A 16,343-nucleotide genomic window follows, 5' to 3' on the forward strand; every position below is an offset into this window, starting at 1 on the left:
CCTCGAAGCACTCGACGCGATGATGGCTGAGGTCGTATCCGAGGCTGTGACGGGCGGCGCTTTGAGGATCGCCGACGAGGCTGATCTGGTGTCTCTGCTCTCGGCCGCGAGCCGCGTCGGCCGGCGGCTGGATGCGGTGCTGATCGACGCGGTGGGTGAGGTCGAGAAGCGTTCGTCTTCGGGTGATCGGGATGATCGGATGACGACCCGGTTCGGCTGCCATGACGTCAGCGAGTTGGTGGAGCGGGCGACGCTGTGTTCCCGGTCGTCGGTCTCGCGGCTGCGCCGCGCATCGACTGCGGTGCAGCGTGAGGTGTCGATCACCACCGGTGAACTGCTCGAGCCGGCGCTCCCGGGCATGCGCGCGGCAATGTGCGAAGGGCTCGTCGGCGTCGACGGGCTGGTCGCGGTCGCCGGTCCGCTGCTGTCCGCGGGGTCGCGGATCACCCGAGAGGCGCTGCTCGCCGCCGACGCGGCACTGGCCGCAGAAGTGCGCGGCGACGGTCCGGATGGTGGGCCGCCGATGGGTGCCGATCTGCTGCGGGTGCAGGCGCAGGCGTGGTCGATCGCGCTCGATCAGGACGGCGCCGAACCACGGGAGCGGATGACCGAGCGCAAACGCTCCTTCACGCTCGGCGCCCCGACCGACGGGGGCGTCCCGTGCCGGGGGAACCTCATGCCCGAGGTCGCCGCGCAACTGCAGATGATCTTCGACGCGCACAGCAACCCGGCCTACCACGGCGTCCGGTTCGCAGAAGAGTTCCCCGGCGGCGGGGAACCCGATGACGCGGTGGTTCCGCGCGACTTCCGGACGCGCGCGCAGCAGCAGCACGATGCGCTCGCGAGCGCCCTGTCGGTCGCGGCGTCCAGTGGGCTGCTGCCCACGATCGGCGGCGCCGCCCCCACCCTGATCGTGTCCGTCCGGGAAGAAGACGCCCAACGCGGGGAGGGGTACGCGCACGCGCAGGGCTGCGACCTGCCGCTCGGAATGGCCGCGGCGCAGCACATCGGGTGCGCCGGCACCATCCAGCGGATCACGTCCCGCGACGACGGCCGCATCGTCCGGATCGGCATCGAGGAACGCGTCTTCAACCGGCACCAGCGCCGCGCGATCGCCCTCCGCGACGGCGGGTGCATCATCCCCGGCTGCGGCATCCCCGCCGGCTGGTGCGAAATCCACCACGTTCTCGAGCACGTCAACGGCGGACCCACCCACACCGACAACGGGGTGCTGCTCTGCTGGTTCCACCACCGCTTCATCGACTGGCACGGATGGAAGATCCGGATGAACCACGGCGTCCCCGAAGTACGCGCACCCAGCTGGTGCGACGCCACCCTCCGATGGCGCCCCGTCACCAGCTCGAAAACCCGACTCCACGACGCCGTCCTCCGGCAATGAGCCCGGCCGGTGCTCCGATCGCCCTGGTCCGAACTCGCCGCGGAATGCGTCGCCGATTCCGCGGCCCCGGCCGGAATCCGCGCCTATCGAATGCGGCCGTGGCTGTCAGGGCTTTCGTGCAGCGGGCTCGGCGCCGTCCGGCCGTGTGGCGGCCGCGCCCGTCATCCGCAGCAGCGTCGTGGCGGTGAGCGCGCCGGCCGCCAGGATCCCGGCGAGCACCACGAGCTGGAACCGGCCCGCCTCGAAGGGCGACGCGCCCGCGAAGATCGCGCCGACGAACGCACCGGGCAGCACGACGATCCCGGTCGTGCGGGTCTGGTCGATCGAGGGCAGCAGCGAGGTGCGGATCGCCCCCCGGGCGAGGTCGCGCGTGGACTCCCATGGTGTCGCGCCGAGGGCCAGCCAGCCCTCGACCTCGTCCCAGTGATCGTGCACGGCTGCGCGGTGGATCCGCTGGGTGAGGATGGCGACGGTCATCGTGTTGCCGATGATGATCCCGCCGATCGCCAGGGCGTAGCGGGGCGAGAGCTCGATAGCCCCGCTGGCGAACGCGACAGTCATGACCACGAGCGGACCGAGGAGCATCGAGAGGGCGAGCGGGCCCACGGCCCGCAGCGGCGTCGCCGCCCGTCTGGCCGCGGTCCAGATGGCGGCGACGAGCATCACGACCAGCCCGAGCGCCACCCACAGCGGATCCTGGATGATCCCGGTCAGCACGAGGCTCAGTGCCGTGAGCTGCAGCGCCGCCCGCGCGACCGCCCACACCCCTGACCATGGACTCGGCACCCGCATGATCACGAGTGCCGTAGTGGCGATGCCCGAGAGCGCGGCGACGGCGATCAGCGTCGTCAGCCACGGCGGAAGGGCGTCCATGGACCCGACCTTAGATCACGCGCCGACCCCAGATCACCGTCGACGCTGTGCCGCGGCATCCGGTGTCAGTCGTCGATGAGGTGATAGACGACTGTGCGGTGGATGCTGTCGACCGACTCCACCTGGTACCCTCGCGCGATCAGGAACGCGACATCGTCGGGAACAGCGGATGTCGCGGGCAGCTCGATCGCCCACACATCGGTGGAGCCGAGTCGGGCGCCGATGTCCCGGTTCGGGTAGACGGCATCCCACAGTCCGCGGCGCTCCACATACGGCGTCTTGAGGGCGACATCATCAAGGCCGGCGAAGTCGGACGGGTACAGATTCAGCGCCAGCCGAGGATCGCGGGAGGGTTTGGTGGACTGGTCGAACAGCACCACGTCGCTGAGGGCCGCATGGTCGTGCACGAACGCCGCCGCGCCCCGCAGGTCGCTGCCGCCGTCCTTGGCCCACGGCGTGCGCTGGCCGACGTAGACCGGCAGGCAGAGCGCGATCAGCAGTACGACCAGTAGGCCGCCGACCAGCGTCTGGCGCGCCGGAGCGAAGAGGGCCATCACCGCAGAGATCCCGAGTGCGATGAGGATCGCAGCCGCGGGTGTGCTGAACGAGAGGTACCGCACGTTGTAGAGCGGAGCGACGAACGCGTTGCCGATCAGCACCAGCCCGGTCGGGACCACGAGCCAGAGGAGCGTGAGGATCGTCAGCGCTCCGCGGGCGCCCGCGTGCGTGCGGCGCCGGGTCGCCGTCGCGGCGAACCACAGTGCCGCGACGAGGATGAGCGCCCAGGCCAGGATCGCCGCGGGCGCTGCGCCGAACCACTGACTGGTGAGGACGTGGGCGACGGTCGCGTAGTCGCGGTGCTCGAGGAAGCGGATCTGTTTGCGCTCGAGGTAGGCGACCAGCACGATCGGGGCGGCGAGTGCAAGCGCCCGGGCGGCCGCGAGCGCCCAGCCCCGCACGTACGCCCTCGAACGCCGGTGCAGCAGTGCGACGTACCCGCCGTGCACGATCAGCAGCAGCCCGAGGTAGAGGAAGAGGTAGATGCCTGCGGCGATCGCCGCGGTGTAGGCCCACCACCACCGCGAGCCGCTGCCTTCTCGGAGGGCACGCACGAGCAGCACCGTCAGCCACACCGCCGCCGCGGCGGCGAAGGCGTACGAGCGGGCCTCCGTCGCCAGATAGGTCGAGCGGGGGAGCACGATGCAGACGATGCCGGCGAGGATCGCGAGCCGCGGTCCCGCGAACTCCCGCGCGAGCATCACGGTGCCCGCCACCATCAGCCCGACGGCGATCGCGCTCGGCAGTCGCGTCGCGAGCTCGGAGGTGCCGAACAGCGAGATCCAGACGTGCAGCAGGGCGTAGTAGACGCCGTGCACCGCATCGACCCTGGACAGTTCGGTCACCAGGCCGTCGAGCGGACGGGACGCCGACATGACGCTGGCCGCCTCGTCGCCCCAGTAGGAGGGGATCCACGAACCGGTGAAGCCGACGACCACTCCGATGGCCCCGAGGGTCAGCGCCGGATCTGCTTTCCGCATGCGGGATCGCGTGGTGGTGGGAGTGCGCGGGAGGTGAAGTTCCAGCATCCGTCCTCCTCCCCTCGGCCGAAGTCCTGCGCTCACGATGACCCCGAAAGTTATGAGCCTCCTGGAGGAGACACGTCGGGGGATGAGAAGAAGTTCAGGAACGCCGATTACCTCAACGAGGGCGTCGGGCTCGGCCTCACCGAGGACGAGACCCGCGAAGTGATGGACGGCGAGCCCGGCGTGCAGGCCGGGATCTTCGTCTACGACACGCATCCCACGCGCAGCTTCCCCGGCGACGCGCTTCCGGCGTAAAGCGGCACGTCGATCAGGCGTGCACGGCGGCGTCGTCGGCTCCTTCCTTGGCCCAGTCGGTGGCGCCGAACCAGTCGACCACCACGACGTTCTCGTCGCCGACCACCCAGGCGTCGTGACCCTGCGGCAGGCTCGTGACATCGCCCGGCCCGGCGATGAACTCGGTGCCGTCCGCCATCCGGATCCCCAGTCGGCCGTGCACGTGGTACTGGAAGTGCGCGGCCTCGCACAGATCGGTGCCGGCGATCGGCTTGACGTCGTTCGACCAGCGCCACCCGGGCTCGAGGACCAGGCGCCCGATGACGGAGTCGCCGACGTTCAGGATGTCGGCGTGTCCGTGCGGGAACTCCCGGACCTCCGATGGCGAGCGGAAGCTCTCGTGCTCCACTGTCTGCATGACTCCTCCTTGAATCAACTGTCTACCTACTAGTAGACAGAGAGATTGTCTACCTATCTGCAGGTAGGCGCAAGGGCGGGGTCGCGACTATCGTGGAGACGTGGCAGCGACAGCGACCGTCGACACGGCGACCAGGATCCTCGACGTGGCCGAGGAGCTCGTGCAGACGCGCGGCCTCAACGCCATGAGCTACGGGCACGTGTCGGCCCGGGTGGGCATCACCAACGCCTCGCTGCACTACCACTTCCCTGCGAAAGCGGATCTGACGACCGCCCTGGTCGTGCGCTACTCCGAGCGCTTCTTCGCGGCTCTCGACGAGATCGAGCGGACGAAGCCCGATGTCGGCGACCGCCTGCGCGCCTATGCCCACGTCTACGCCGCGGTGCTCGCCAGTGGGCGGATGTGCCTCTGCGGCATGCTCGCGTCCGACTTCGAGACGCTCTCGCCTACGGTTCGGGATCACGTGTCGGCGTTCTTCGAGCACAGCTACGCCTGGCTCGAGCGCATCATCGACGAGGGAGTGGCCGGAGGGGGGCTGCCGGCTCCGGTGTCGTCCCGGGCGACGGCCGAGGCGCTGGTCGCCGGGCTCGAAGGAGCAATGCTGGTCTCCCGCCCGTCCAGCGAGCCGGGCAGGTTCGAGGGGATCGCTGACGCGCTGCTTGCCTCGATCGGCGTTCCGGCGCGCAGCTGAGTCAAACGACAGAAGAGCCCACGCCGGCCGGCTGCGCCTTGGTCGGTGCCGCCCAGGTGTCCCCCTGGCCTGGCACGATCGCGATCTCATCCGGCTCGACGATGCGACCGTCCGCCCCGCGGAACGCCAGATCGAGAGCGGCGCCGTCGCTCGCATCGACGATCCTCGAGCCAGGGCCGGTGGGCGCGGCGTCGAACCGGTCGTTCCATTCGAGGATGGCCGCGATCACGACCTGCAGCCCACGCCCAGCCTCGGTCAGGTGATAGCTGGACCGCTCACGGCTGCCGGCCTCGCGGTAGGCGCGCTTCTCCAGGATCCCCGACTCGACGAGGGAGGCGAGGCGTGCCGTCAGGATGTCGGTGGGCGCGCCGAGCGACTCGCGGAATTCTGAGAAGCGCGTGCGGCCGCGCAGAGCGTCGCGCACGATCAGCAGCGCCCACTTCTCGCCCACGATGTCGAGCGTGCGCACGACCTGGCAGCGGGGCTCGGGGGTGATGTGGCGCGGACTCAGCCGCCCACCCTTCGCTCGCGTCCGGGGCGCCGGGCGCTTCTCGCGTCGCGGGGCACGTTCTGGTCGGCCGCTGCCGTGCTGGCGCTGTGCCTGTGGTCGAGCGGCGCGCCGAGCGTCCTTTACCCGCTGTACGCGCAGCGCTGGGCGCTCACTCCCACGGTCACGACCGCGGTCTTCGGCACTTACCCGCTCGCGCTGATCGTCACGCTCGTGCTCTTCGGCGGGATTTCGGATGTCGTCGGCCGGCGCCGCGCCATGATGTTCGGGGTGGCCCTGATCGCGGCATCCGCCGTCGTGTTCGCCTCGGCGAGCGGCGTGGGCTTCCTCTTCATCGGCCGTGTGCTGCAGGGCGCGGGCACCGGACTCGCGCTGAGCGCGGCCAGCGCAGCGCTCGTCGAGCACAACATCTCGAGCAACCCGAGGGTCGCCAGTTCGCTCGCGACGGCCTCGACCTCGACGGGCCTCACACTCGCACTCATCGTCTCGGGCATCCTGGCCCAGCTCACCCCGCTGCCGCTGGTCTGGAGCTATCTCGTGCTGCTCGGCCTCGGCCTCGTCGTGCTCGCCGCACTCTGGGCGACACCGGACGACCGGCCGAGTGACGCCGCCCCGTGGCGCCCCCAGCCTCTTCGGGTTCCCGCCGGCATCCGTCGAGTGTTCGTCATCGCCACCATCTCCGTGTCGATCGCCTACTGCGTCGGAGCGATCTTCCTCTCGCTCGGCGCGCTGATGGTGCGCCAGTTCGCGCACACCACCGACATGATCGTCATCGGCGGGCTCCTGGGCGTGTCATCGCTCGCGATCGGCGTCACCGCGCTCCTGCTCTCACGGGTGCCCGCCCACGTGGCGGTCTGGGTGGGGGCGGGGCTCTCGCTCGTGGGGCTCACGATCATGGCCGCCGTCGCCGCGACCGGGTCGATCGCACTCTTCCTGGTGTGGTGCCTCGTGGGCGGCGTCGCCTACTCCTTCGCGTTCACCGGGGGGCTCGGCTTGATCAACCGCTTCGCTCCGGCTCACCACCGTGGGGCGACGCTGTCGCTGCTCTACCTCTTCGCGTACCTCCTCCAAGCGCTCACCGCTATCGGAGCGGGCGCGCTCGCGACCGCCCTCGGCCTCGGGACTGCAGTGGACATCATGGCGCCCATGCTCGGCATGCTGTGCGTCGCCGCGCTCGTTCTGGCGACGGTCGACGTCGTGGTCGTGCGTCGCGTCGCCCGGGTCGGCTGAGCGACCGGCGGCCGATCGCGGTCAGTGCTCGGTGCGCGACGGTGCGGTGCCCCGGCCGCGTTCGGCAGCCCAGATCGCCAGCTCCACCCGGTTGCGGGCGCCGATCTTGGTCATGATGCTCGCGATGTGCGTCTTGACGGTGCTGAGCGAGATGTGCAGCTCTCGGCCGACCTCGGTGTTGCCGAGCCCGCGGGCGACTGCTGCCAGCACATCCTCCTCGCGGTCGGTGAGGGGCGTCGCAGGCGGCGCGCCGGCGGGCGCGGACCGGGTGAAGGCCGCGATGAGCCGCAGCGTGACATTCGGGTCGATGAGGGCGTCGCCGCGCGCGGCGGCATGGACCGCCTCGCGCAGGAGCGTCGCGCCGGCGTTCTTCAAGAGGAATCCGCGGGCCCCGGCGCGCAGCGCCTCGTACACGTACTCGTCGAGGTCGAAGGTCGTGATGACGACGACGGGAATCGGATCCGCCACGCCAGGGCCGGCGAGCATGCGCGTCGCCGCGAGGCCGTCGAGCACCGGCATCCGGATGTCCATGAGGCAGACGTCGGGTCTGAGTGTGCGCGCGAGCGCCACGGCCTCCGCCCCGTCGGCGGCCTCACCGGCCACTTCGATGTCGGGCTGCGCGTCGAGGATCATCCGCAGCCCCGTGCGCACGAGTTCCTGATCGTCGGCGATCAGCACGCGCACGCTCACGATGAGCGCACGACCAGGGGGAGCACCGCCGTGACCACCCACCCACCGCCTTCGAGGGGGCCGGCCTCGCAGGTGCCGCCGAGGAGTGCGGCGCGCTCGCGCATGCCGGTGGTGCCGTAGCCGGCTTTCGCGGATGCCGCCGGCCCGCCATCGTCGCGGACCTCGAGGCGCACCTGCTCGGCGTCGACCCGCACGAGCACATCCACCCGGGTGGCGTGGCGGGCGTGGCGACGCGCGTTGGTGACCGCCTCCTGGGCGAGCCGGAAGAGGGCCGTGGCAACCGACCGTGGCACGGCCGTGACATCGCCCTGAACCTGCACGTCGACGACGAGGTAGCCGTTCGGCTGCGCCAGCCCGCGCACATCGTCGATGCCCGGGCTCGGCATCCGCTCCGCCAGGTCGGTGTCATCGTCGCGGCGCAGGACGCGCACCATCGCCCGCATCTCGTCGAGCGTGCGGGATGCCTCGCTCTCGATGACCTGCAGCATCGCTGCGGCCGCAGCCGGGTCGTCGGGGGCCACCGCCGTGCCCGCCTGCGCCTGGATCGCGATCGCGGAGACGTGGTGGGCGACGGTGTCGTGCAGGTCGCGCGCGAACTGCTCGCGCTCGAGCAGGCGCATGCGGTCGAGCTCGCGGCCGCGGGCGCTCGCCCGCCACCGGAAGGTGAGGCCGAGGGTGCTCGTCGCGACCAGCACGGCGAGGCCGCCGATCACGTCGCCGGCCGTCGGGCTCTCGATGATGAAGGTGACCGCGGTCCCGGCGAGGAGGATCGCACCGCCGATCACCATCGCCCGGCCGTCGCCCCAGCGCATGAGCGCGTAGATCAGGATCAGGAAGTACGCAGTGGTGAACAGCTGCGGGTCGCCGCCGGTCACGAGACCCACGACCGATTCGGTCACGAAGGCGACCGCCAGCATCGTGAGCGGCCGGGTGCGACGCCACAGCAGGGTCGGCACGAGCACGATCAGCACCGCCGCCCACAGCCACCGCCATGGCACCTCCGCGCGACTGGCCGCCTCGAGCACGACGAGCGGGGGCAGCACCCCGACGAGCGCCCAGTCCCGCCACACCCGTCGGGGCGGCGCAGGGGACGCCGCCGGCGCATCCCACAGCGCGCGCACCGGGCTGGTCATGCCCTCATGATAGGCGCGCACGTCGGGCCGGCCGGGGGCTGCGGGCAAGCGCGGATCCGCCGCTGCGCCGGGCGCGACGCCGGATGACGACCTCGGCCACGGCGAGGTTGACGACCCAGCCCGCGCCCATGAGCACCGCATGCATCGCCTGGCCGGGCTCTCCGAAGAAGAGCGTCCATGGGAGGAAGGTGAAGACCTGGGTGCCTGCCCCCAGCCCGATCGCATAGGCGCGGGTCATCCAGGCGCTGTGCGTACGCACGTCGCCGCGCCGGATCGCCAGGACGGCGACCACGATGGCGATCGCCATGGTCGTGGCGAAGCCGATCCGCATGACGAACAGCGCGGGCCCGTTCGACGCCGGCAGCTGGTAGAAGAGGGTCATCCAGAGTGCGGACAAGGCGGATGCCAGCCCCGCCGGTGCGACGATCCGCCCGGCGATCCGGTGCCAGCGGCGCCGCCGCAGCGACGGTGCGAATTGGAGCGCGCCGAGCAGCAGGAACGTGCTCGAGCCGATGATGTGGATCACCACGGGGACGGGCGAATCGAAGAATCGGGCGTTCGCGGCGGTGACCGCAGCCCCACTGGCGAGCTCCGTGACGCGCATCGCGCCAGCCAGGATCGGCACGAGGCTGAGCGCGATCAGCCCGGCCGGCGCGAGCCATTCGGGGCGGCCCTTGCGTTGCACGGTGTCTGGGGACGCGGGCTCGAAGGGCGGTGCGGAGAGAGCGGATGCCTCGGTCATAGGCCCAGGCTCACGGCATCCGAATCCCGCCACATCGGCCGTTCGGCTCGATCTGCCTCGCCCGATCGGCCGACCCGCCGGCAGGTCAGAGGACACCCCCCGCGGAGTGCCATAATCGTGTCTGCCGCTCGGCATCTCATGTCGCGCTCAGGCGCCGGAACGGGGCCACGATGTCCGTATCTTCACTCGAGGCACTGCCGCCGGATCTGACCACCACGAGGGCCCAGCGCGCCAAGCGCTGGCTGCTGGATGGGCTCGTCGACGCCAAGGGAACCCATGAGGGCCCGCATGCGCGCGAGACGGGCAGAACGCATTCGTGGTGGCAGGTGATGTGCCTGACCGGTGTCGACTACTTCTCGACGCTCGGGTATCAGCCGGCGATCGCCGCCCTCGCGGCAGGGCTGCTTTCGCCGTTCGCTACGATCGTGCTCATTCTGCTGACCCTGTTCGGGGCGCTGCCGGTGTATCGCCGCGTGGCCCGCGAGAGCTTCAACGGGTCGGGGTCGATCGCCATGCTGGAGCACCTGCTGCCGTGGTGGGCGGGCAAGGTGTTCGTCCTCGTCCTGCTGGGGTTCGCGGCGACGGACTTCATGATCACCATCACGCTGTCGGCTGCGGACGCGACCGCGCATGCCGTCGAGAACCCGTTCGCTCCGGAATGGTTCGATGGTGCCCAGGTGCCCCTCACCCTGTTCCTGGTCGCACTGCTCGGAGCCGTCTTCCTGAAGGGATTCAAGGAGGCGATCGGCATCGCCGTGGTGCTGGTCGGGGTGTTCCTCGCGCTCAACCTCGTGGTGATCGTGGTGGCGCTCGTGCACGTGGGGGAGCATCCGATCGTGGCCGCCGACTGGTGGGGAGCGCTGAACACGCAGTACGGCAGTCCGTGGATGATGATCGGGATCTCGCTGATCGTGTTCCCGAAGCTCGCCCTGGGCCTGTCCGGCTTCGAGACCGGTGTCGCGGTGATGCCGCAGATCAAGGGGAGCGACACCGACACCCCGGCGAACCCCGCGGGACGGATCCGAGGCGCCAATCGGCTGCTGACGACGGCGGCGCTCATCATGAGCTCGTTCCTGATCACTTCCAGCATCGTCACCACCTTCCTCATCCCGCAGGAGGAGTTCCAGCCGGGGGGCAGCGCCAATGGACGAGCTCTTGCATACCTCGCTCACGAATATCTCGGGGAAGTGTTCGGGACGGTCTACGACATCAGCACGATCTGCATCCTCTGGTTCGCCGGAGCCTCCGCGATGGCGGGACTGCTGAACCTGGTGCCGCGGTACCTTCCCCGCTACGGCATGGCTCCGCACTGGGCGCGTGCGGTGCGTCCGCTGGTGCTCGTCTTCACCGCGATCGCCTTCCTCATCACTATCGTGTTCGACGCGGATGTCGATGCGCAGGGCGGCGCCTACGCGACGGGCGTGCTCGTCCTGATCACGTCGGCGTCGGTTGCGGTCGCTCTGTCGGCGCGCCGCAAGAAGGAGCGGGCACTCACTGTCGGCTTCGCGGTCATCACCCTCGTCTTCCTCTATACGACGGTGCTCAACGTGATCGAGCGGCCTGACGGGATTCGCATCGCAGCCCTGTTCATCGTCGGAATCATGACGATCTCAGCGGTGTCGCGCGTTCAGCGGTCGTTCCAGATCCGCGCGACGACCGTCACTCTCGACGCGACCGCACTGCGATTCGTCGACGAGGATGCCGAGCGTGGTGAGATCCGGATCGTCGCGAACGAGCCCGACGACGGAAGCCTCGCGGAGTACCGCGAGAAGGACGCCGACGAACGCCGTTACTCGCACATCCCCCGCAAGGCGAAGATCATCTTCCTCGAGGTGCATCCGACCGACTCGTCGGAATTCGAAGAGGACCTCGTCGTCGAAGGGGTCGAGAAGCATGGGTACCGCGTGCTCACGGTGCGCAGCGCGAACGTCCCGAACACCCTCGCGGCGGTCCTCCTCGAAATCCGCGATCGCACCGGCGTGATGCCCAGCGCCTACTTCGAATGGACCGAAGGCAACCCGGTCTCCAACATGCTGAAGTTCCTGCTCTTCGGCTCAGGCGAGGTCGCCCCCGTCACCCGCGAGGTGCTCCGCGAGGCGGAGCGGGACGCCAAACGGCGCCCGATCATCCACGTGAGCTGACTGCGGCAGCCCTCAGCGCTCGACGAGCGCGGCGAGCTGGCCGGTGACGGCACCCCACCCCTCGAAGAAGCCGAGCGTTTCGTGGCGGTCGCGCGACGCCTCGTCGGGGTGCCGCACGACCACTCGGTAATCGGTGCCGTCGGGGTGATCCAGCATCCGGATCTCCGCCGTCATCGCGACCGGCGCGGGCGTGGCCGGTCGCCACGTGCTGTCGATCGCATTCGTGAAGACGATGCGCTCGCCCCATTCCGCAGCGAGGAAGCAGGCGTCCATGTGCGGGACGAAGGCGACGCCGTCCTCGCTCATCGAGGTGACGAACGCGCCACCCCCCGCGACGACGAGGTGCTCGACCCGGCACACCAGGGGCGCGGGCAGCCACCACTTGGCGAGGCTCTTCGGGTCGGTCCATGCCGCCCACACGTCGGCGCGCGGGGCGCGGATGACGCGGTCGAAGCTGAGGTCCAGGTCGGTGTTCATTGCTCCTCCTTCAGAGCCTTCCGAGGCCCATCCCGACGATGACGACGCCGATCACTACCCCGATGATGCTCGTGATCGCCTCCCCGTTGCGGATCAGCCAGTCGCGCCCGGACACCAGCTTGGGCTCGGTGCGCTCGGGGGCCGCGATCGTTGCGATGATCGGCACGGCGACGGTGGATGCCGCGATCACGGTGTAGATGGCGAGGGCGATGAGCGCATCGGTCAGTGTGTCCGCGTCGGCCCGCACCGTCAGGCCGGCAGCCACGGCGATGAGCAGGGCCTTGGGGCGGATGTTCAAGACGAGCGCGAGACCGAGGGATGACCACGGACCGAGCGACCCGCTCGACTTCAGCCAGTTCGGAATCGGGGTGGCCGCCCGCTTGCGTGCGCGCCGGAACGAGAAGATCGCCAGGACGATCAGCGCCGCGCCGATGATGATCTCGAGGGCGCCGATGACGGTGTCGGGCCGCCGGGGCGAGCGCGCGGCGGGCACTGCCTGGGCGACGAGCGTGCAGAGCGCCGCCACGACGAAGATCCCCGCGACCCAGCCGATCAGGAAGGGCATGGCCGAGCGTGACCGGTTCGGCGAGAGCAGGATGAACAGGGTCGCGAGGATCGGCACCGCGCTGAGCGCGAGCGCCACCGCGAAGGGGAGCAGATGGCCGATGGCCTGCATCCGATCCTCCTCTCACGCTCTCGGCTAGTCTGCCMGATCGCGGCCTCAGCCGTGCGCGCGGCTAAGGGAGAAGGGGGATCCGCTTCCGTGCGGACTGGACGTGGTCGAGCATGTGGGCCGCCGCCGCGTTCTTCTGGCCCGCGATGATCGCCTCGGCGACGCGGGCGTGCTCGGCGATCGTGATCAGGCCGCGCTCCCGCTCCATCGCCACGCGGAGTTCGGTATCGCCGATATCAGACCCCTCCGCCGCGCGGAGGTGGGCGAGCCCCACCTGGGTCACGCGATAGACATGCAGCTGGAAGTGGGCGCGGGTGTACGCATCGCTGACGAAGGGGCTCCGCGCCATCTGCGCGATCATGTGGTGGAACCGCTCGTCGTGCCGGGAGAGCCCGCCGTACGTCTGGTCGAGGTCGAGGTCGAGGGAGTCTCGTCCACGCTCGATCTCGGCCATCAGTGCGGTGGAGTCGTCGTCGGTCCGCTGCTCCGCGGCCCGCGCCGACATCCAGGGTTCCAAGAGCTCGCGGAACCGGAAGAGGTCGTCGACCTCGTCGGCCGTCAGCAGCTCGGTGGCGCTGTAGCCGCGCAGTGGCTGCTTGACGACCAGAGCGTCAGACTCGAGTCGGGCGAGTGCCTCGCGAACCGGAGTCTGGGAGACATCGAGTTCGCGTGCGATGGAGTCGATGTTGATGCGCTGCCCGGGCGGAATCGTGTGATCGAGCAGCATGGCTCGAATCGAATCGTAGGTTCCGTCGGAGAGGACAGACCGCGCAGGACGTCTCGACCCGCTCTCCGCGGCGGATGCGGTGCTCGCCATCATCATCTCGATTCACTCTCGCGGGAGCGGCCGATTGACCCCCGGATAGATCGCCCCCAAAAGCGATGCCGTATTTCCCATAGTATTCGGCGGCTCTGAAACGGCGAGGCATCCGGCTTCGGAAGAATTACTTCCTATTTCGCTCGAATCCTATACTATAGGATCGTGCAGATCACCTCGGTCGAAGTTGTCAGAGTTCGCGTCCCGGCGCAGGACCCGCCGTTCTTGTGGCGGGACGGGCTGCCCGGTTCGGATCCGGCAGTCGAAGGCGCATGGCTCGTATTGCGCACCGACGATGGGATCGTCGGGTTGAGCTTCAGCAACCGCGGGGTGATCCTCGAAGACCTGGTCGACCGCCGGCTCCGCGCCGAGCTCATCGGACAGGACCCGCTGGCCCGCGAGTACCTCTGGCACCGGCTCTGGGAGCTCGACCGCATCGAGCGCTTCCCTGTGCACGTCATGGGTGTCGTCGATGTGGCGATCTGGGACATCGGCGCGAAGGCCGCGCGCCTCCCGCTGTTCCAGCTGCTCGGCTCCTTCCGCTCCGCCATCCCCGCCTACGCGTCGACTGTCACCTTCGGCTCCATCGAGGAGTACCTGGATGTCGCGGACCAGTGCCTCGAGCTGGGATTCCCCGCGATCAAGCTGCATGCCTGGGGTGACGCTCGCCGCGACGCACGCCTCTCGGAGGCGCTCCGGGAGCACGTCGGCCCTGATATTCCGCTGATGTACGACGGTTCGGCGGGATTCGACCTGCTCGATGCGACCTACCTCGGCCGCGCACTGACCGACGCGGACTACCTCTGGTACGAGGAGCCGATGAAGGAGTTCAACATCGGCGCCTACAAGGCGCTCGGCGAGCGGGTCGGCATTCCCCTCCTCGTCTGCGAGGTGGCCGAAGGCGCGCACATGACCGCCGCGGACTTCATCGCGAGCGGGTGCGCCTCGGCCGTCCGCACGAGCGCCGCCCTGCGCGGGGGCGTGACCGGCGCGATGCGCATCGCCCACCTCGCCGACGCGCACCTGCTGCGTGCCGAGGTGCACGGCGGCGGCGTCGTCGCACAGCACCTGTGCATGGCCATCAAGAACAACACGTACTACGAGGCGCTCGTGGTCTCGAACCCGGTGACCCGGCCGCGCGAAGTCGGGCCGGATGGCCTCGTCCACGCGCCGCTCACGCCGGGCGTCGGATGGGAGAGCGAGTGGGAGCTGGACGGCCCCCCGCGCGAGCTCCTGGACATCGATGCGGTCGCAGCTTCGTGGTCCGACACTGTCAGCGAGGAGGAAATCGCCCATAGGATATAGGAAACGGTAGTCCCAGGCATCCGTCCCACAGTCCCTTCAACGACGAAGGCGCTCGACCTTCGTCGTCCACAGCCCAGCATGAATGGAACGACATGAAGAAACGACTTGCAATCTCGATGGCGCTCATCGCGGCCATCGGTCTGACCGGATGCGCGGCCGGCGATGACGCCCCCGCCGCCGGCGAAACCCCCAAGCTCCTGGTCTGGGTGGACTCCGTCCGCGAGCCCGCCGGCAAGGCCTACCAGGAATCGGTGAAGGGTGACGTCGATGTCACCGTCGAGGTGTTCGACACCGCGGAGCTCCTCACCAAGATCGCCCTGTTCAACACGACCGGAAGCGGCTGGCCCGACGTGGTGTTCGCCGGGGCGCCCAACGATGTGGCCATCCTCGCCGAGCCGAACAACGGCTACGCGGCCAACCTCTCCAAGACCGTCGACAAGTCCGTCTTCGACGACTACAACGGCGCCAACGACTGGTGCCTCATCGACGGCAGCTACTACTGCCTGAAGAACGACCTGGCGCAGACCGTGCTCTGGTACGACAAGCCCGTGTTCGAGGAGCTCGGACTCACCGTGCCCACGACGATGGAGGAGTTCGCCACCGAGGCGATGAAGCTCAAGGGCACCGGGTACGTCGCCGGCGCCATCGGCGACGCGAACTACTACGCCTCGTACCTCTGGCCGAGTGGCTGCCCGATGACTTCCACGGAGGACAGCACCACGGTGCGCATCGATCCCGATGCGGAGGAGTGCACGCGGGTGTCCGAGCTGGTGCAGCCGCTCGTCGATGCGGGAGTCCTCGACATCCGCTCGTCATTCGACGCCGGCTTCCTCGCCGACGTGGCGCAGAAGGGCAAGGTCGCCATGACCTTCGGTCCGTCCTGGTTCGGTGAGTTCGTCCTCCGTCCCGAGAGCTCGTGGGCGATCCCCGCGGGTCACGTCGCCGCGGCGCCGATGCCCAAGTGGGACGGCAACGACAAGGCGTACTCGGGCGAATGGGGCGGCGGCGTCTGGATGGCGTCCTCGCACTCGAAGTTCCCGGAGGCAGCGGCCGAGGCGGTCACCTTCCTCGCGACCGACCCCACGATGATGACCGACTCGGTCACGTTCCCGGGCTCGGAGCCGGCGTTCAAGGCATGGTCGGGCCGCGTCAGCGGTGACGAGTACTACGCCGAAGACCCGATCCCCGCGATGGTGCAGCAGGCCACGCTGATCAACCCGGGCGAGAACGCGGTCCGGTACGACATCCAGGGCCAGATCGGCTCGGTGCTGCAGACGGAGATCAACGCCGGTACGCCGCTCGCCGATGCCGTGCGCAAGTTCCAGGAGTCGCTCATCCAGCTCGCACCCGGTGCCGGCTACAAGGTCGTCCAGTAACACGCTGGTCACCGTATCCGCCCCTGCAGGGCCGGCGCCGCAAGGTGCCGGCC

Annotated in this window: 17 protein-coding genes; 7 read left to right on the top strand and 10 right to left on the bottom strand. The window is 69.4% G+C overall.

Features of this window, described 5'->3' with window-relative positions:
* Nucleotides 1-1,399: DUF222 domain-containing protein (locus ACXJ3V_RS10915; RefSeq protein ID WP_457100329.1), on the top strand; the 1,399-nt coding region annotated here is incomplete at its 5' end.
* Nucleotides 1,400-1,504: 105 nt separating this feature from the next.
* Here the strand turns inward: ACXJ3V_RS10915 and ACXJ3V_RS10920 are convergent.
* Complete coding sequence (locus ACXJ3V_RS10920) at nt 1,505-2,272, bottom strand: ABC transporter permease (RefSeq protein WP_457100330.1); 768 nt, start codon at nt 2,270-2,272, stop codon at nt 1,505-1,507.
* A 65-nt stretch (nt 2,273-2,337) separates the two neighbouring features.
* Entirely contained in the window at nt 2,338-3,858 is a 1,521-nt protein-coding gene (locus tag ACXJ3V_RS10925; protein WP_457100331.1) for a glycosyltransferase family 39 protein, read from the bottom strand.
* On the opposite strand from ACXJ3V_RS10925, the gene ACXJ3V_RS10930 reads away from it, so the two are divergent.
* The gene (locus ACXJ3V_RS10930) at nt 3,844-4,110 is read left to right on the top strand and encodes a hypothetical protein (protein WP_457100332.1); all 267 of its coding nucleotides are present in this window, start codon (nt 3,844-3,846) and stop codon (nt 4,108-4,110) included. The genes ACXJ3V_RS10925 and ACXJ3V_RS10930 overlap by 15 nt on opposite strands.
* 13 nt (nt 4,111-4,123) lie before the next feature.
* Here the strand turns inward: ACXJ3V_RS10930 and ACXJ3V_RS10935 are convergent, their stop codons facing one another.
* Nucleotides 4,124-4,507, bottom strand: coding sequence for a cupin domain-containing protein (locus ACXJ3V_RS10935; protein WP_457100333.1), 384 nt, complete (start codon nt 4,505-4,507; stop codon nt 4,124-4,126).
* A 100-nt stretch (nt 4,508-4,607) separates the two neighbouring features.
* Between ACXJ3V_RS10935 and ACXJ3V_RS10940 the strand changes: the two genes are divergently transcribed.
* Nucleotides 4,608-5,198, top strand: coding sequence for a TetR/AcrR family transcriptional regulator (locus ACXJ3V_RS10940; protein WP_457100334.1), 591 nt, complete (start codon nt 4,608-4,610; stop codon nt 5,196-5,198).
* A 1-nt stretch (nt 5,199) separates the two neighbouring features.
* On the opposite strand, the gene ACXJ3V_RS10945 is transcribed toward ACXJ3V_RS10940, so the two are convergent.
* Complete coding sequence (locus ACXJ3V_RS10945) at nt 5,200-5,667, bottom strand: winged helix-turn-helix transcriptional regulator (protein ID WP_457100335.1); 468 nt, start codon at nt 5,665-5,667, stop codon at nt 5,200-5,202.
* Between the two features lie 27 nt (nt 5,668-5,694).
* On the opposite strand from ACXJ3V_RS10945, the gene ACXJ3V_RS10950 reads away from it, so the two are divergent.
* Nucleotides 5,695-6,936 carry an MFS transporter gene (locus ACXJ3V_RS10950; protein ID WP_457100336.1) on the top strand — a complete coding sequence of 414 codons (1,242 nt, stop codon included), beginning with the start codon at nt 5,695-5,697 and terminating at the stop codon, nt 6,934-6,936.
* A gap of 21 nt (nt 6,937-6,957) precedes the next feature.
* On the opposite strand, the gene ACXJ3V_RS10955 is transcribed toward ACXJ3V_RS10950, so the two are convergent.
* Genes ACXJ3V_RS10955 through ACXJ3V_RS10965 form a run of 3 tightly spaced genes read right to left on the bottom strand, consistent with a single transcriptional unit; the run spans nt 6,958 to nt 9,501 of the window.
* Complete coding sequence (locus tag ACXJ3V_RS10955; RefSeq protein WP_457100337.1) at nt 6,958-7,626, bottom strand: response regulator; 669 nt, start codon at nt 7,624-7,626, stop codon at nt 6,958-6,960.
* Nucleotides 7,623-8,759, bottom strand: a complete 1,137-nt coding sequence (locus ACXJ3V_RS10960) for a histidine kinase (RefSeq protein WP_457100338.1) — start codon at nt 8,757-8,759, stop codon at nt 7,623-7,625. The genes ACXJ3V_RS10955 and ACXJ3V_RS10960 overlap by 4 nt, the downstream gene beginning before the upstream one ends.
* A 4-nt stretch (nt 8,760-8,763) precedes the next feature.
* Nucleotides 8,764-9,501 carry a DUF2306 domain-containing protein gene (locus ACXJ3V_RS10965; RefSeq protein WP_457100339.1) on the bottom strand — a complete coding sequence of 246 codons (738 nt, stop codon included), beginning with the start codon at nt 9,499-9,501 and terminating at the stop codon, nt 8,764-8,766.
* A gap of 170 nt (nt 9,502-9,671) precedes the next feature.
* Here ACXJ3V_RS10965 and ACXJ3V_RS10970 point away from each other — a divergent pair, with 170 nt between their 5' ends.
* Complete coding sequence (locus ACXJ3V_RS10970) at nt 9,672-11,642, top strand: amino acid transporter (RefSeq protein WP_457100340.1); 1,971 nt, start codon at nt 9,672-9,674, stop codon at nt 11,640-11,642.
* A gap of 12 nt (nt 11,643-11,654) precedes the next feature.
* Here ACXJ3V_RS10970 and ACXJ3V_RS10975 read toward each other — a convergent pair whose 3' ends face one another.
* From ACXJ3V_RS10975 to ACXJ3V_RS10985, 3 genes are all read right to left on the bottom strand, one after another.
* The gene (locus ACXJ3V_RS10975; RefSeq protein WP_457100341.1) at nt 11,655-12,119 is read right to left on the bottom strand and encodes an SRPBCC domain-containing protein; all 465 of its coding nucleotides are present in this window, start codon (nt 12,117-12,119) and stop codon (nt 11,655-11,657) included.
* A gap of 10 nt (nt 12,120-12,129) precedes the next feature.
* Nucleotides 12,130-12,795: a GAP family protein gene (locus ACXJ3V_RS10980; protein ID WP_457100342.1), complete on the bottom strand. Its 666-nt coding sequence runs from the start codon at nt 12,793-12,795 to the stop codon at nt 12,130-12,132.
* A gap of 61 nt (nt 12,796-12,856) precedes the next feature.
* Nucleotides 12,857-13,615, bottom strand: coding sequence for a GntR family transcriptional regulator (locus tag ACXJ3V_RS10985; RefSeq protein WP_457100343.1), 759 nt, complete (start codon nt 13,613-13,615; stop codon nt 12,857-12,859).
* Nucleotides 13,616-13,774: 159 nt separating this feature from the next.
* Between ACXJ3V_RS10985 and ACXJ3V_RS10990 the strand changes: the two genes are divergently transcribed.
* Together ACXJ3V_RS10990 and ACXJ3V_RS10995 are read left to right on the top strand one after the other, a co-directional pair.
* The gene (locus ACXJ3V_RS10990; RefSeq protein ID WP_457100344.1) at nt 13,775-14,914 is read left to right on the top strand and encodes an enolase C-terminal domain-like protein; all 1,140 of its coding nucleotides are present in this window, start codon (nt 13,775-13,777) and stop codon (nt 14,912-14,914) included.
* A gap of 92 nt (nt 14,915-15,006) precedes the next feature.
* Nucleotides 15,007-16,290: an ABC transporter substrate-binding protein gene (locus ACXJ3V_RS10995; RefSeq protein ID WP_457100345.1), complete on the top strand. Its 1,284-nt coding sequence runs from the start codon at nt 15,007-15,009 to the stop codon at nt 16,288-16,290.
* Nucleotides 16,291-16,343: the final 53 nt, after the last annotated feature.

This window comes from Microbacterium sp. P5_E9, assembly GCF_054049175.1.

Coding starts and splice junctions, on each gene's coding strand:
- ACXJ3V_RS10975 (WP_457100341.1), bottom strand. CDS start 12,119: ATGAACACCGACCTGGACCTCAGCTTCGACCGCGTCATCCGCGCCCCG.
- ACXJ3V_RS10965 (WP_457100339.1), bottom strand. CDS start 9,501: ATGACCGAGGCATCCGCTCTCTCCGCACCGCCCTTCGAGCCCGCGTCC.
- ACXJ3V_RS10985 (WP_457100343.1), bottom strand. CDS start 13,615: ATGATGATGGCGAGCACCGCATCCGCCGCGGAGAGCGGGTCGAGACGT.
- ACXJ3V_RS10935 (WP_457100333.1), bottom strand. CDS start 4,507: ATGCAGACAGTGGAGCACGAGAGCTTCCGCTCGCCATCGGAGGTCCGG.
- ACXJ3V_RS10995 (WP_457100345.1), top strand. CDS start 15,007: ATGAAGAAACGACTTGCAATCTCGATGGCGCTCATCGCGGCCATCGGT.
- ACXJ3V_RS10925 (WP_457100331.1), bottom strand. CDS start 3,858: ATGCTGGAACTTCACCTCCCGCGCACTCCCACCACCACGCGATCCCGC.
- ACXJ3V_RS10920 (WP_457100330.1), bottom strand. CDS start 2,272: ATGGACGCCCTTCCGCCGTGGCTGACGACGCTGATCGCCGTCGCCGCG.
- ACXJ3V_RS10980 (WP_457100342.1), bottom strand. CDS start 12,795: ATGCAGGCCATCGGCCATCTGCTCCCCTTCGCGGTGGCGCTCGCGCTC.
- ACXJ3V_RS10970 (WP_457100340.1), top strand. CDS start 9,672: ATGTCCGTATCTTCACTCGAGGCACTGCCGCCGGATCTGACCACCACG.
- ACXJ3V_RS10960 (WP_457100338.1), bottom strand. CDS start 8,759: ATGACCAGCCCGGTGCGCGCGCTGTGGGATGCGCCGGCGGCGTCCCCT.